This window comes from Gulosibacter macacae, from assembly GCF_003865375.1.
Lineage (GTDB): Bacteria > Actinomycetota > Actinomycetes > Actinomycetales > Microbacteriaceae > Gulosibacter > Gulosibacter macacae.
The window spans coordinates 273,271-288,282 of the sequence record NZ_RQVS01000001.1; the positions used below are offsets into that span (position 1 = coordinate 273,271).

14 protein-coding genes are annotated in these 15,012 nt (G+C 63.2%); 5 read left to right on the forward strand and 9 right to left on the reverse strand.

The features are described from left to right. Positions 1-41: 41 nt before the first annotated feature. Positions 42-821: a polyphosphate--glucose phosphotransferase gene (gene ppgK, locus EG850_RS01295; RefSeq protein WP_124969046.1), complete on the reverse strand. Its 780-nt coding sequence runs from the start codon at positions 819-821 to the stop codon at positions 42-44. A 23-nt stretch (positions 822-844) separates the two neighbouring features. Beyond that, positions 845-1,723, reverse strand: a complete 879-nt coding sequence (map, locus tag EG850_RS01300; protein ID WP_124969048.1) for a type I methionyl aminopeptidase — start codon at positions 1,721-1,723, stop codon at positions 845-847. Between the two features lie 37 nt (positions 1,724-1,760). On the opposite strand from map, the gene EG850_RS01305 reads away from it, so the two are divergent. Continuing rightward, the gene (locus EG850_RS01305; protein WP_124969050.1) at positions 1,761-1,958 is read left to right on the forward strand and encodes an SPOR domain-containing protein; all 198 of its coding nucleotides are present in this window, start codon (positions 1,761-1,763) and stop codon (positions 1,956-1,958) included. A gap of 91 nt (positions 1,959-2,049) precedes the next feature. On the opposite strand, the gene panB is transcribed toward EG850_RS01305, so the two are convergent. Continuing rightward, positions 2,050-2,880 carry a 3-methyl-2-oxobutanoate hydroxymethyltransferase gene (panB, locus tag EG850_RS01310; protein ID WP_124969052.1) on the reverse strand — a complete coding sequence of 277 codons (831 nt, stop codon included), beginning with the start codon at positions 2,878-2,880 and terminating at the stop codon, positions 2,050-2,052. A 62-nt stretch (positions 2,881-2,942) separates the two neighbouring features. Between panB and glnA (EG850_RS01315) the strand changes: the two genes are divergently transcribed. Both glnA (EG850_RS01315) and EG850_RS01320 read left to right on the forward strand, forming a co-directional pair. Beyond that, positions 2,943-4,277: a type I glutamate--ammonia ligase gene (gene glnA, locus EG850_RS01315; protein ID WP_124969054.1), complete on the forward strand. Its 1,335-nt coding sequence runs from the start codon at positions 2,943-2,945 to the stop codon at positions 4,275-4,277. A gap of 12 nt (positions 4,278-4,289) precedes the next feature. Further along, the gene (locus EG850_RS01320; protein ID WP_124969056.1) at positions 4,290-7,253 is read left to right on the forward strand and encodes a bifunctional [glutamine synthetase] adenylyltransferase/[glutamine synthetase]-adenylyl-L-tyrosine phosphorylase; all 2,964 of its coding nucleotides are present in this window, start codon (positions 4,290-4,292) and stop codon (positions 7,251-7,253) included. A 75-nt stretch (positions 7,254-7,328) separates the two neighbouring features. Here the strand turns inward: EG850_RS01320 and EG850_RS01325 are convergent, their stop codons facing one another. The 5 genes from EG850_RS01325 to glnA (EG850_RS01340) all read right to left on the reverse strand — a co-directional run bounded on the left by EG850_RS01325 (position 7,329) and on the right by glnA (EG850_RS01340) (position 12,031). Further along, on the reverse strand, positions 7,329-8,372 hold the full coding sequence (locus EG850_RS01325) for a glutathione synthetase (RefSeq protein WP_124969059.1): 1,044 nt from the start codon (positions 8,370-8,372) through the stop codon (positions 7,329-7,331). 79 nt (positions 8,373-8,451) lie between these two features. Further along, the gene (locus tag EG850_RS01330) at positions 8,452-9,657 is read right to left on the reverse strand and encodes a flavohemoglobin expression-modulating QEGLA motif protein (protein ID WP_185714888.1); all 1,206 of its coding nucleotides are present in this window, start codon (positions 9,655-9,657) and stop codon (positions 8,452-8,454) included. A 4-nt stretch (positions 9,658-9,661) separates the two neighbouring features. Then, positions 9,662-10,297 (reverse strand): N-formylglutamate amidohydrolase, encoded by a 636-nt coding sequence (locus tag EG850_RS01335; RefSeq protein WP_235829162.1) that lies wholly within the window; start codon positions 10,295-10,297, stop codon positions 9,662-9,664. After that, positions 10,297-10,521, reverse strand: a complete 225-nt coding sequence (locus tag EG850_RS13485) for a hypothetical protein (protein ID WP_235829163.1) — start codon at positions 10,519-10,521, stop codon at positions 10,297-10,299. Before EG850_RS13485 ends, EG850_RS01335 begins: the two co-directional genes overlap by 1 nt. 85 nt (positions 10,522-10,606) lie before the next feature. Beyond that, positions 10,607-12,031, reverse strand: a complete 1,425-nt coding sequence (gene glnA / locus EG850_RS01340) for a type I glutamate--ammonia ligase (RefSeq protein ID WP_124969063.1) — start codon at positions 12,029-12,031, stop codon at positions 10,607-10,609. A 135-nt stretch (positions 12,032-12,166) separates the two neighbouring features. Between glnA (EG850_RS01340) and EG850_RS01345 the strand changes: the two genes are divergently transcribed. Continuing rightward, complete coding sequence (locus EG850_RS01345; protein ID WP_124969065.1) at positions 12,167-12,589, forward strand: RDD family protein; 423 nt, start codon at positions 12,167-12,169, stop codon at positions 12,587-12,589. 82 nt (positions 12,590-12,671) lie between these two features. On the opposite strand, the gene EG850_RS01350 is transcribed toward EG850_RS01345, so the two are convergent. Beyond that, positions 12,672-13,382, reverse strand: a complete 711-nt coding sequence (locus EG850_RS01350; protein WP_124969067.1) for a DUF4191 domain-containing protein — start codon at positions 13,380-13,382, stop codon at positions 12,672-12,674. A gap of 143 nt (positions 13,383-13,525) precedes the next feature. On the opposite strand from EG850_RS01350, the gene EG850_RS01355 reads away from it, so the two are divergent. Further along, entirely contained in the window at positions 13,526-15,010 is a 1,485-nt protein-coding gene (locus EG850_RS01355) for a protein kinase family protein (RefSeq protein WP_124969069.1), read from the forward strand. Positions 15,011-15,012: the final 2 nt, after the last annotated feature.

The window sequence follows — 15,012 nt, forward strand, 5'->3', positions numbered from 1 at the left end:
CGCGGGCCTCATCCATTTGGAGGGGAGTTACTCTTCGGGGACTAGTCCCAGCTTTCCGAGGCGAGGAGGGCCGCTCCGACGATGCCGGCGTTGTTCTTCAGCTTTGCGACGATGAGGGGTGTGTCGACCTCAATGAGGTGGAGGAACTCATCCGCGCGCTTCGAAATGCCGCCCGAAATGATGAACATATCGGGAGCAAACAACAGGTCGAGCTTGCGGAAAAACGGGGTAAGCCGCGCGGTCCAGGTGGGAAAGTCGAGATCTTCGCGCTCGCGCACCTTCGCCGAGGCGAAACGTTCATAGTCGGTGTGTCCGTCGAGTTCGATGTGGCCTAGCTCGGTGTTTGGGAAGAGTCGACCATTGTGAATGAGCGCCGAACCAATGCCGGTGCCGAGCGTGACGACGAGCACCGAACCCGCGTGTCCCTTGGCTTCTCCGAAGCGCACCTCGGCGAAGCCCGCCGCATCCGCGTCATTGACGAGCGAGACCGGCTGCTCGAGGGCCTTCGAGAACAGGTCGCGGGCGTTGAAGCCGATCCATTCTTGGTCGATATTCGCGGCCGAGCGGGCGATGCCGTGGGTGACAATTGCGGGCATACACATGCCAATCGGCAGCGGGTCGGTTCCGGCCTTCTCTTGGGCGCGGATGCGGTCGACGACCTCAACGACCGCGTCGCGCACCGGGGTAATCGGCGCGCCGGTCGGGGTCGGCACCTTCATGCGGTCGCCAATTACCTTGCCGCGATCAAGGTCGACGAGCGCTCCCTTGATGCCGGTGCCGCCGATGTCAATGCCGATGCCGAGCCTGCGGTGTTTCGCCATGCGGTCAGCCTACTGGCACTGGTTCAGCGCTGTGATGAGGGCAGCGTCAAGATCTCTACGCCGTCTTCGCCGACGTAGATCGTGTGCTCGAATTGGGCGCAACGTGAGCCGTCGCGGGTGACCACGGTCCAGCCGTCGTCCCAGAGCCGCCACTGCTGTGAGCCAGTCACGAGCATCGGCTCGACCGTAAACACCATGCCCACCTCGATGACATCGGTGAACTGCTTCGCGTCATAGTGGGGGATGATCAGGCCCGAGTGGAACGCGCGGCCGACGCCGTGCCCGGTATAGTCCTGCACCGACTCGTAGCCAAAGCGGCCGGCATATTTTTCGATCACGCGGCCGATCACGTTCACCTCGCGACCTGGCTTCGCGGCCCGGATGCCCCGCATCGTGGCCTCGTGCGTCACTTCGACGAGCTGTCGCGATTCGGCAGCTACATCTCCGACGAGATACATGCGATTCGTGTCGCCGTGCATCCCTTCGAAGTAGGCGGTGACGTCAATGTTGAGGATGTCTCCAGACTCGAGCACCGTGTCGTCGGGGATGCCGTGGCAGATCACCTCGTTGAGCGAGGTGCACGACGATTTCGTAAAGCCGCGATAGCCGAGGGTCGACGGATAAGCATTGTGCGCGACGAGGTAGTCGTGGGCAAGCTGGTCGAGGCGCTCGGTCGTCACACCGGGCACGACGTGCGGCTCAAGCATCTCGAGGCAATCGGCCGCAATCTGGCAGGCGCGGCGAAGGCGCACGAGCTCTTCAGCGGAATACAGATCACCGGTGCCATCGGGTTCATTCGGTCGGACCTTCCCGACATACTCGGGTCGAGCAATGTGCGCGGGCACGGGACGCATTGGCGTCACTGTGCCGGGGATGAGGAGGCCGGTCGAGTCTTTGGGCATGCGGTTGATCTTAGGCGGGGAGCAATAGTCTGTGCGCATGAGCGACTACAACGAAACCCCCGAAGAGTACTGGTACAACACCCGCACCGGCGAGGTTGAGCAGGGCAAGCAGTCCATCTCATCCGAGCGATTGGGCCCCTTCCCGACCTTTGAACAGGCCGAGCGCGCCAACGAGAAGCTCGCCGAAAACGCCCGTGCCTGGGCCGAAGAAGAGGCCGCTGAAGACGACGAGTAGGCCACTCTGGTTGGTTGAGTAGCCGAAGGTGCCTTCGGCCTACCCTTCGAGAGCCTCAGGGCACCGCTCGATCAACCAGGGTGCCTTCGGCCTATTCCGGCACGACGTTGTCGTACGTTTCGGCTTCGGCCGGGTAGGTGCCAGCGCGCACGTCCTCGGCATACTGGCTTGCGGCATCCCGCAACATCTCGGCGATGTTCGCGTACTTGCGCACGAACTTCGGCGTACGACCCTGGCTGAGACCAAAAGCGTCGGTCCAGACGAGAATTTGTCCATCGCATCCGGCGCCCGCGCCAATGCCGATGGTCGGAATCTTGAGCGCTGCCGAAACGCGCTCGGCAACATCGGCCGGAACCATCTCAATGACGACCGCGAACGCACCCGCGCGCTCGACGGCGAGCGCGTCGGCGAGCAGCTGCTCCTCAGCGGCACCGCGGCCCTGCACGACGTGGCCGCCGAGGTTGTGCTCCGATTGCGGGGTAAAGCCAACGTGACCACAGACGGGGATGCCCGACTCAGTAATGCGGCGAATTTGCGGCTCCATGCGCACGCCGCCCTCAAGCTTCACACCCGAAGCGCCCGATTCCTTCATGAAGCGCACCGCAGTGTCAAGCGCCTGATCGGCCGAACGCTCATAGCTCCCGAAGGGGAGGTCGGCGATGACGAACGATCGCGTCACCGCGCCCGAGACGGCGCGAGCCATGGTGATTAGTTCATCCGTGGTGATCGGCAGCGTCGAGTTGTAACCGAGCACGACGTTCGCGGCTGAATCGCCGACGAGCAGTAGGTCGATGCCGGCCTCGTCGAAGATCTGCGCCGTGAGCGCGTCATAGCTCGTGAGCGCCGTGATTTTCAAGCCATCGGCCTTCGCCTGGGCGAAGTGACGGGTACGGATGCGCTTGCGCGGTGTCTGGTCAGCCATGGGGGTCATTGTAGGCGGCGCGACGGTAGCCTAATCGGGAAGCCACGTCGGAAGGAACCTCCGTGAACAAGCAGCAGGACTACGTCCTTCGCACCATCGATGAGCGCGAGATCAAGTTCATCCGACTCTGGTTTACCGATGTGCTCGGTTCACTCAAGTCGATTGCGCTCGCGCCGGCTGAAGTTGAGGGCGCGTTCAACGAGGGCGTTGGCTTTGACGGCTCGTCGATTGAGGGCCTGACCCGCCGGTCCGAAGCCGATATGCTCCTGCATCCCGACCCCTCGACCTTTCAGGTGCTGCCGTGGCGTGATGTCGATGCCACGGCGCGCATGTTCTGCGATCTCTCGACTCCGGATGGGCAGCCTGCGGTCTCGGACCCGCGTCGCGTGCTTCGTCGCGCACTCGATCACGCCGCGAATCTCGGCTTCACGTTCTACATTCACCCGGAGATTGAGTTCTATGTGCTGAAGTCTCGGCACCCCGGCGTGAATGGCCTGGAAGCCATCGACAACGCTGGCTACTTCGACAATGTCGCCGGTGGCACGACCCACGACCTGCGCCGTCGCGCCGTGCGGCTGCTCGAAGACCTCGGCATTTCGGTGGAGTTCAGCCACCACGAGGGTGGCCCCGGCCAGAACGAGATCGACCTGCGCTATGCGGACGCACTCGCCACCGCCGACAACATCATGACCTTTCGCTCGGTTGTCAAAGAAGTCGCGTTCGAGCAGGACTGCTTTGCCACCTTCATGCCGAAGCCACGCTGGGATTGGCCGGGTTCGGGCATGCATACGCACATGTCGCTCTTCGAGGGCGACACCAACGCCTTCTACGAAGCCGGTGCCCCGCACCAGCTTTCGCGCACCGGCAAGCACTTCATTGCGGGCCTGCTCAAGCACGCCCGTGAGATCACCGCGGTCACCAACCAGACGGTTAACTCCTACAAGCGCCTCTGGGGTGGCGATGAGGCACCGAGTTATGTGTGCTGGGGACACAACAACTCCTCGGCACTCGTGCGCGTACCGACCTACAAGCCCAATAAGGGCGGCTCGGCGCGCGTTGAATACCGCGCCCTCGACTCTGCCGCGAATCCCTATTTGGCCTATGCGGTGCTCCTCGAGGCGGGGCTTCGCGGTATCGAGCACGAGTACGAGATTCCGGATGAGATCGATGGCGACCTGCGCGATCTTTCGGAGCGGGAGCGCCGCGTGCTCGGCTACGAGCCGCTGCCGACGAGCCTCGATGAAGCGCTTGCGGCAATGGAAGAGTCGGAACTCGTCGCCGAAGTGCTCGGCGAACAGCTCTACAGCTTCTTCCTCGACAACAAGCACAACGAGTGGCGGCAGTACCGCGCGCAGGTGACCGAGTTTGAACTGCGTAGCGGTTTGACGCAGTTCTAGGGGGCGGTTGACGTGACCTCAGGCACCCGCACTGAGCTCATCCGAATTGGCTTTCGCGAGCCCTCGGTGGCGTTCGCGTACATTGAGAGTTTGAGTAAGCACCTCGACTTCACTCGCCAAGAGGTGCTCGACCTCATCGATCCCTTCGATGCCGATCCCGATAGCGCACTCGAGTTGCTCTGTAAGCAATTCGAGCGGAGCCCAGAACTCGCGAAGACTTGGCGCAACGACCCTGATTTGCTGCGCACGGCGCTGACGCTCTACGGCGCATCACCGGCGCTCGCCGAGTTTTTCCGTCGCCACCCAGAGCAGCTGCCGCTCGTGCACAGCAAGGCGCACGAATTGCCCTCGAAGGCGCAGATCGGCGCGGCGATGGCCGCGTCAATCGACGGGTTCGACGGGGATGCGGCCATCAGCGCGATGCGCGTTGCCTACCGCACGCAACTTGCCCGCATCGCTCTCTACGACGTGCTGCTCGACGAACCCGCTGTGTCGCTTCACCGCGTCGCGGGCGTACTTGCCGACCTCGCGGGCGCCACAATCGACACGGCACTCACCCTGGCACGGCGCGAGATCTCCTCGCCGCCGGCTGGCTTTGGTCGCTTTCCCGCCGATGAAGTCGCTGCGGTGCAGCTGGCAGTCATTGGCATGGGCAAATGTGGTGCTGAAGAGCTCAACTATGTGTCGGACGTCGACGTCTTGTTCGTCGCCGAACCGCGCGAGGGGAGCGAGGTCTCCGTACCCCGAGCCATCGAAATCGGCACCCGTCTCGCTACCGCCACGATGCGAATCGTGCACGAACCCGGGTTCGAGCCAGGGCTCTGGGAGGTCGACCCAAATCTTCGACCCGAGGGCAAGCACGGCGCGCTGGTGCGCACGCTCGACTCGTACCTCAGCTACTACGATCGGTGGGCGCAGAATTGGGAGTTCCAGGCGCTACTCAAAGCTCGCGCGATCGCCGGCGATCTCGAACTCGGCGAACAGTTCACCGCAGCGACATCGAAGCTCGTGTGGGGTGCCGCCGGTCGCGATGACTTCGTGCTCCAGGTGCAGGCGATGCGCGAACGAGTCATCAGCCTCATCCCCGCCGATGAAGTTGATCGTCAGCTCAAGCTTGGGCCGGGCGGGCTGCGCGATGTCGAGTTCACCGTGCAATTGCTGCAGCTCGTGCACGGTCAGGTCGACGAAGAATTGCGCGTGCGCTCGACCCTCGAGGCGCTCTCGGCGCTCGTCGCCGGTGGATTCATTGGCCGCGACGACGGGGCAGCATTCGCCAATGACTATCGCTTCTTACGACTCTTAGAGCACCGCGTGCAATTACGGCACCTGCGGCGCACACACCTGCTTCCGGATGCACGCGATGAGTTGCGCTCACTCGCGCGTGCCGCTCGAGTCGACACGACCGCGGCGCTGCAGGAACGGCTCAGCGAGGTTCGGCGACGCGTGCGCGGGCTCCACCAGCAGGTGTTCTACCGGCCCCTACTCAGTGCAGTGGCCTCACTACCAAGCGACTCGTTCCAGCTCACGAGTGCCCAGGCCGAGGCACGTTTGCGGGCGATTGGCTATCGCGATACTCGCGGGGCCCTCGGCCACATCGAGGCGCTCATCCGCGGGGTGTCGCGGCGCGCCACCATGCAACGCAATCTCCTGCCGATCCTCCTCGACTGGCTCGGCCGCGGCGCAATGCCCGACCGGGGCCTACTCGCGTTCCGCAAGCTGTCCGAGCAAAATGGCGATGCATCCTGGTATTTGCGGCTCTTGCGCGACTCGAATATCGCCGCCCGGCGCCTGTGCGAACTGCTCTCTTCGAGCGCCTTCTGTGCCACCTTCCTCGAGCTTTTCCCCGAGGCCGTGCAATGGCTTGATGACGATGACCGGCTTTCGCCGACGAGCCTCGAAGCACTCGAAGTCGAGTTTGCTGGGGCACTGCGCAGGTACGACGATGAAGAACAGTTGCGCCGCGTTATCCGCACCATGCGGCGACGTGAGATGTTGCGTCTCGCGATTGGGTTCATCCTCGGTGTCAACGAGATTGACGACACCGCAACGGGCCTGAGCGACCTCGCGACCGCGACCGGGCGGGCGGCACTTGCCACGGTGTTGCAGACCGACGACGTGGACTACCCGGCTTTTGCGGTGATCGCGATGGGCCGATACGGGGGAGCAGAACTCGGCTTCGGCTCCGACCTCGATGTGCTCTATGTCTATGACCCGGGCGAGATGGCCACGGAAGTCGCAAGTCAGCGATCAAAGCAGCTTGTGGGCCGACTCGTCGACGTCGTTGCCGACCCGCGCTTGCCGATTGAATTGGATGCGGATCTGCGGCCCGAAGGGAAGTCCGGTCCGCTTGCCCGTTCGCTTGCTGCCTACGAGGCGTACTACCAACGCTGGTCGCTCGGGTGGGAGGCACAGGCGCTATTGCGTGCTCGCCCGGTGGTCGGCGATGATGGCGTCTGTGCCGCATTCAACGCGATCGCCGAGCCGGTGCGGTACCGCGAGGGCGGGCTTTCGAAGGCCGATCTTGTGGAGATTCAGCGCATTAAGGCGCGTGTTGAGTCGGAGCGCTTACCGCGCGGTGCAGACCCGAAGCGGCATCTCAAGCTAGGTCGTGGCTCATTGAGTGACGTCGAGTGGCTGATGCAAACCGTGCAATTGCAGCACGCCCACGAATCGCCAGCGTTGCGTACGACTTCGACGCTCGAGGCCCTCGAGGTCGCGGTTGCCGAGGGGTATGTTCCGGCTGAGGATGCGAGCGTGCTGCGCGAAGCGTGGCTCATGTCGTCGCGCATCCGTTCGGCGGTCTACCTCTACGCAAATACCCAGACCGATGTGTTGCCGACCGACCCCGTTGAGCTCGATGGTGTGGCGCGCATCCTCGGCTATCAGGCCGGGCACGGAGTCGATCTCGAAAACGACTACCTCACAGTGACCCGCCGCGCGCGCCACTCCTTCGAGAAGCTGTTCTACGGCGATTAGCGCGTACTTCGAGGGCCTCAGCACAGGCACTTCGAGGGCCGCGCCACCTGGGCGCGGCCCTCGAAGCACCGCCAACTACAGCGTCGCGAGGTTCGCGTTACTTAGCTCACCCTGATATTGCGCACGGATGCCGAGCTTCCGCTCGAGATCCTCGATCACGGCCGGTGCAAAGTCGACGCCGTAGAGCTCCTGGCAGCTGCCGAGACCACCCGGGCTGAAGACGTTCACCTCCATGAGCTTGTCGCCCACGATGTCGAGGCCGACCAAATGCATCCCATCGGCGATCAACTTCGGACGAACGGCTTCGACGAGTGAGAGCATCTCGTCGGTCACCTCGACCGCCTCAGCCTTGCCGCCAGCCGACATATTCGAGCGGATGTCCTTCGTCGACGAACGCCGACGGAATGCCGCGATGCGTCCCGCGCGCTCGAGCGGCCGTCCGTTCATCACGAACATCCGCACATCGCCGTTCTTGGCTTCGGGCAGATACTCCTGCGCAACGACGTAGCCATCGCGCGAGATCGCTTCAACGATCTGATTGAGATTCGGCGATTCCTCATCGTTGACGAGGAACACACCCGAACCGCCCGAGCCCTGGAGCGGCTTGAGCACGGCGCGGCCACCAAGCTCGTCAATGAACTCCTGGATGATGTTCTCTTCGCGAGAGATCAGGGTGCGTGGGCGCACCACCTCGGGGAAGTGCTGGAAGTACGCCTTCGAGAGTGCATTCGCAAGGCTCGTCGGATCGTTGACGACGAGCACCCCGGTCGAGGCGATGAGCTGACCGAAAGCGACTCCCGCGTTCGGTGCCCAGGGCCGCTCGGCGGCGTCGTCAGCTGGGTCGTTGCGAAGCATGATGACATCGAAATCGCCCACCTCGATGTGCTCGTCACTCTCGGGTTTTTGCACATCATCGAGGTATCGCTCAAGCGAGCGGTAGTTCTTGGCGGCTCCGCCGCGCGCGCGAGCGGCGAGCGAGCCATCGGGCTGGTAGGCAAAGTCACCTACGCCCATGATGCGCACTTCGTGACCCAATTGGGTCGCGGCCATGGCCAGGCGAACAGTGGTGTACACCGACTTCTCGGTAAGCACGTCATTGACGACGAATCCAATTTTCACGATGAAGCTCCGTTCAAGTTCAGAGTCGTGGGAATGGTGGGTACTGCGGGTACAACGTTGAGGGAAGTGAGAGCGGGCGTTAGGCGCGCGCCTGCATGGGCCGGTCGACGGCAAGTTCTGCGAGTTGAGGCAGGGCATCGACCGCAGACGCGAGCCGTTCAGCTGCAACCTTCGGCTCGAGAAATCTCGGCACCAGGCGCGGAGGACGTAAGGCATCGCGCGCGACGAGTCGTTCAACCACCTGCAGATCGTCGAGGGCGAACTTGCCAAGCCAGAGGTGCTCGAGTGACCCACCGCGTTCGACGTGGCGCAGGAGCCCGATGAAGCCGCGCAGGTACACGGCGTCTTTCGTGTAGCCGCCGCTGCGGTGTACCCGCATCGTGGTCGTATAAGCAGAGCCACGCGGCAGGCCTCGATGCACGAGCTCTGCATGTGTCTCGGCGAAATCGGCGCCGTCGAGCATGAGGCGAACGGCGACGACCCGGCTGGCGAGCTGGCGAAGGCGATTCGACGTGAGTTCGCCACAGAGCAGCTCGGCAAGCACACCGAGACCCTCCTGCGTCTCGTCGTAACCAGCAAACCCTGAGCCGAGCAGTCGCAGCGGCTGTGCGGCACCGTTCGCACGTGTCACAAGATGGGTACCAACTTCGTGATGGATGAGGGCCATCGCGCGCGAGCGTTCCACGGTCGCTTTAGGCGAAATGAGCAGCGTGTCGCCTTCAACAACGATGCCGGCAATGCCATCGCGCACCTCGGCATGCATCTCAACATCGGGGGCAATCTCGGCATAGGCCGCGATCTCTTCATCCGCCAGTGCCAAGAACTCTTCGGCGTCGAGCCGCTCGCCGCTCGACGAACTCGGCGGCAACGCATCGAGTAGCCCCTCAGCGGTGGCCAGTAGCTCGTCACCAATGTCACCGTGCAACTCCAGGCTCAACTCGCGAAACAGCGCACTCCCGCGCGCGGCAAGCATCTCGGCCTGAAGCACGAGTTCGCGCCGCTTCGCGCGCACGAGCGCCGCGACATCCTCATCTTCGACCGCATTGACGTCAACCATCGCAAGTTGGGCGAGGAGGACAGCCGGATCGACCTCGAGGCGGCGATAGACAAACTCAGGTTCGGTGCCTTCTGCGAGAAACCCCATCCGTTCTTCGGTGGAATTCGCGGGGGTGATTCCGAGCAAGAAACGGACTCCACCAGCGAGGGCCGCGAGCGTGTGGTCGACAGCAAGATCAACGGGGGAGAGTGCCGATGTTGCGATGGCCGGAATAGTTTCGGTGCGCATCCGGTCACCCATTCGCACTACTCGCGGATGCGTCAGCTTCGGCAATTGTGGCGAGTGCGGCAAGCACTGGACCAGCCGTTGCGGCGAGCGCTTCCGCAAGCCGATCGGTTCGGGCTTCGTCGAGCTCGCCCGTCCACTCATCCATGAATGTCTTCTTGAACTCGATCGCGAGCACGGCACCCTGACCGGGGTAGTGCTCGTGCACCCACGCAGCGACATTGGCGCCACGGAAACGCACGTTCTCGCGCACATCGAGCGGTGCACCGAAGCCCGGTGCCGCACGGAGTGATTCGATGAAGGCATCGACAACGGGTGCGAACCGGGTGCGGTCAAGCGAGCCGGTGCCGACATTGATTTCGGGGTTCTCGACGCGCGGTTGCGGGTCGTGGTCGGCCCCGTCTCGGCGATGGTTGTAGCTGTGCACGTCGTAGACGACGAATGGGCCGGATGCGGCGAGCACGTCGAGCCGCTGCGCGAGTTCACGATAGAACTCGTCATAGACCTCGAGGCTGCGGTCTACTTCGTCGGCAGGGAGTTCACCCGTCGACCAGACTTCTAGCCCCCAGCACTCTTCGGGGGAACGGTAGACCGCGCCGTCACGAGGCCGATTGAGGTCAACTTCAAAGCGAGAGCGATGCATCACCGCGACGGCCGGGAACCCAGCGGCGAGTCGATCGGTGTACGGACCTCTTCACGAAATCGCTCGTCGACGGGAAGTGCCGCAAGCGGTTGCAGTGATGGGCGCAAGTCGGTGCCAGCGTGCACCGCGGTGGCGACGAGCCGCGAGTTCCAGTCACCAGTGAACTCAAACGGCGTTCCATCGGCGGCATCGGCGATTTCGGAATCGATGTGTTCGTTCGACATGCATCGATGATTCAGCATGCTTCCTGAAAAAGCCTGACCGGCCGCTGTCGAATCTCGACAGCGGCCGGTCAGTTTGCGGTGCTAATTAGCAGCCGAACGAGAGATCAAACTCGTAGGGGTGCGGGCGCGCTGCGAGCGGCGCGACATCAGTTTCGATCTTGAGATCAATCCAGGTGCGGATGAGATCTTCGGTGAACACGCCTCCCTTGAGCAGGTACTCGTGGTCGGCCTCGAGTGCGCGCAACGAGTGGATGAGCGAGGTCGACAGCTGCGGAATGTCCTTCGCTTCCTCCGGCGGAAGCTCGTAGAGGTCCTTGTCGATCGGCGCGAGCGGTTCAATGCGGTTCTCGATACCGTCGAGACCCGCCATGAGCTGGGCCGCGAAGGCAAGGTAGGGGTTCGCCGTCGCATCCGGCGAGCGCAGCTCGATGCGCTTTGCCTTCGGGTTCGAGCCAGTGATTGGGATGCGGATTGCCGCCGAGCGGTTGCCCTGCGAGTAGACGAGGTTGATCGGCGCTTCGTAGCCCTTCACGAGTCGGTGGTACGAGTTCGATGAGGGGTTGTTGAAAGCAGCGAGCGAGTTGGCGTGGGCGAGCAGGCCACCGATATACCAGCGGGCGGTGTCCGAGAGTGAGCCGTAGCCGGCCTCGTCGTAGAACAGCGGCTCGCCGTTCTTCCAGAGCGATTGGTGCGTGTGCATACCTGAGCCGTTGTCACCAAAGAGCGGCTTCGGCATGAAGGTGGCAACCTTGCCCCAGTCGTCGGCCACACCCTTGACGATGTACTTGAACTTAAGGATGTCGTCGGCGGCGTGCACGAGCGTGTCGAAGCGATAGTTGATCTCAGCCTGACCACCGGTGCCCACTTCGTGGTGTGAGCGCTCGAGGTGGAAACCCGTGTCCATCAGCGTCACCGAGATCGCGTCGCGAAGGTCTGCCTGCTTGTCGACGGGCGGAAGCGGGAAGTAGCCACCCTTGTAGGGAGTCTTGTTGCCGAGGTTGCCGCCCTCTTCCTTGCGAGCGGTGTTCCAGGCGCCTTCGATCGAGTCGACCTCGTAGAAGCTGCGGTTCGCGGTGACCTCGTGGCGCACCTCGTCAAAGATGTAAAACTCGGCCTCGGGGGCGAAGAATGCGGTGTCGGCGATACCACTCGAGGTGAGGTACTTTTCGGCCTTCTTGGCGACCTGACGCGGGTCACGGTGGTAGATCTCACCGGTGCGCGGGTTGTAGATGTCAAAGAGCATCACGAGCGTCGGCTCAGCGCGGAAGGGATCGACGTAGCAGGTCGAGACATCGGGGATGAGCTGCAGGTCGGATTCATTGATCTGCGCGAAGCCCTTGATCGACGACCCGTCAAAGAGCTGCCCCACCGAGAAGAAGTCCTCATCGACGGTCGATGCGGGGATATTGAAGTGCTGCTGGACACCCGGCATGTCGGTGAATCGAATGTCGAGGAAGACGATGCCCTTTTCCTTGATGTAGGAGAGGACCTCGGCGGGATCTTTGAACATGATGCTCCAGTCGGTCGAGACGTGAGACGGTGTGGCCTCGGATTCACAGTACGAAGCATTCGTTGCTTGGCCGTGACCCTTGTGTTTCGCCGATGTTACGCGTGCCCACCTGAGTGAGCCGCGTAGACTGGATCGATGCCCGCTAAGTCCGCGCCCACGCCCCCTCCGCAGTCGTCGTACCCGGGCGAGCGCCTGGGCTTGCCGCGCGAGGGCGCCGGGTCAATCGCCAGTTTCGGCCAGCGCATTGGCGGCCTCGCCGTCGACTGGGGGATCGCAGTCCTCATCTCCTGGTTGTTCTTTGACTACCACCCCCTGCTCACGAGCGTGGTCTTCGTCGTCCTCACCGCCCTCACGATTTCGCTCCTCGGCGGCACCATCGGTCACCTCGTATTTGGGATGCGGCTCAACACCGTCTCGGGCACGGCACCGGGCTGGTGGCGTCCGCTGCTGCGCCAGGTGCTCCTCATGCTCGTGCTTCCAGCCGTGGTCTGGGACCAAGACAATCGCGGTGGCCACGACATTTTCTCGGGGCTCGTCTTGCGTCGGTTCCGTCGCTAGCGTGCTCACCGAAACTGCGCAGCTGGAAACGACGATGGCCCCTCGAGATTCGAGGGGCCATCGTCGTCAATGCGAGTTCGGGCTAGCGCATCTGCGAGCGCGAGGGGCGAACCTTGTTCGGGTCAATCCCCTTTGGAATTGGCATCTGGTTGCCCTGCAGCGAGGCGAGGCGGGAATCAACCGCGAGAATTTCGGCCTTCGTGAGCTTGTTCGGTAGCTTGCCAACGGCACCCTTGAGTTGGCCGAGCTTGATGCCACCTTCGCCACCAACCTGGAGGTGGTGCACGGGCACAGTCGGCAACAAGCGCTGAATCTTGCGGCGCTCGTCAGCGAGCAGCTTCTTTGAGTGGGCGTTCGCCGACTCAGTGAAGAGCACAACGCCCGGCTTGCCAACTGCGCGGAAGAGCACATCCTGGGTGCGCGGGTTGAAGGCGACGGGCATATCGCTCGTCTTCCACTGACCGCGCAGGCTCGAGGTGAGTACGGCACCGGTGGCGCCCTTTTGGCCCTCAAGTTGCGAGTAGGCGACCCTCTCGGCGCGCCAATTCAGGGCAAACATGAACAGCAACACACCGAAGAGCACGCCAAGCAAGACGAACATGATCCACATGATCACGTTGTTTGCGTAGAAGATGAGGCAGAGGACGATTGCCAGCACGACCGGCACGATGAACGCAGCGATCATCAGGGCAACGCCGGGCTTGTCGTATTTCGCGGTCATCTTGAAGACATCGATGACCTGTCGGAATCGCCCGGGCTGCTTTTCGTTCTGCGCAGAAGAGGTGTTCGCCATAGTCGCACCAGTCTACCGGCTGGTGAACGTTGCGGCACCGTCGAGTGACCGCGGCAATTGTGCACAGGTCTACGAATTTCGATTCATCCACAGCCCGCGCAAGTTCTCGCCTTCTTGACGATCGTGCAGGCCAGGATGCGGGCATGTTTAGTCGATCTCGTGGCGGCGAACCCGCACGCGCACCGGTTGTGGGCCAGGTGATTAGTGGTTGGCGCCTGGTTCGGCCGCTCGGCCATCACGGAGCCCGTTGCGAGTTTGTTGGCGTGTGTGAGGCTCCTGTGCCCACGCGTGCCACGGCGAGCGACCACTGGCGTGAGTTCGGTGCTGTGGCGGAAGAGCCCCTCCTGCAACGGCGGATCGTGATCATGCCTGATCTTGGCGACGGTGCGCTCGCGCGGGAGTGCACCCTGCGCGAGCAACTTGCAGCCGACTTCATTGAGCGCGCGGAGGAGGTGCTCAGCGATGGCGAATGGCAACTCGCGGTCTATGCGCTGAAGCCCCGCTGGAGCTACGCCGAACTCATTGCCGAAGGCACGCAGCTCGATGCCGGTGCGGCGGTGTCACTCTTGGTGCCGCTCGCCGAGACGCTTGCGTTGGCTCACGAATCGGGCATCGTGCACACCGCACTCACCCTGCAGTGCTGCCGTATCGACGCACATGGCCGCCCTTCAATTGAAGGATGGGATGCGGCAATCCGCGTCGACGAGTTACCTGCCGTGCGGCGCGATCTCCTTCGAACCGACGACTTACGGGCGCTCGGGCGCCTCGCGGATGCGGTACTCGCGAATGTTGTCGACGCCCCCTCGGAAGAGTTGGCCCGTCTCATCAGCGCGCTCACGGGCAGCGCGCCACCCCGTGACGCTGCTCGCCGACTCATTGACGAGCTCTTCAACTGGCGGGTACCTGACATCATCCCGGAACGCACGCCAGCGTCGCTCGCGCCGACAATGCGCGTGGCCGATGACCAGGGCACCGCATCCGATCAGCTCGGTGTCGAAACCCTCTTGGGCGACGACGGCGACATGTCACGGCCGGTTCCTCGGGGTGTGCCGGGCGGCAAGCTTGCGCTGCTGCAAGCGCGGATGATCGCGTTTGCCAGCGAGGTCAATGCGCGCACCTGGGCGTTGCTCGCGATCGCCGGTGCCCTGCTCGCGGGCACCGGCCTGCTGCTGCCAGCGCTGACTTCAGGCTCGGCAGCCGCCGAAGATACTGGCGCCACGAGCCAGCCCACGCCCATCGCAACGTTGCCAGAGCGCACCGACGGTGCCGCGCCTGCGCTCGAGCCACAGCCGACTGCATCCGAGCCTACGTTCACGTCGAGTGCGAGCGCCACAGCGATCGAGAGTGCCGACCAATTAGCGACCGCGCGAAACGAATGCCTCGTGCTGGCCGACGCCGCCTGCCTGGACCAGGTCTATGCGTCAGGTGCCCCTGGGTTGGATGCAGACCTCACGGCGATCGGGGCGGGCACGGCCGGCGACCGGGTCACTACGGCGACGAGCTGGATTCTCGCGGCCGATCTGGGTGATATTGAGATTCTGCAGGGGAGTGGTGGCATCGGTTCGCTCTCGCTCGAGCGCACGGCCGACGGATGGAGGATCCGTGAGGTGTGGGTCGAACACTATTGAAG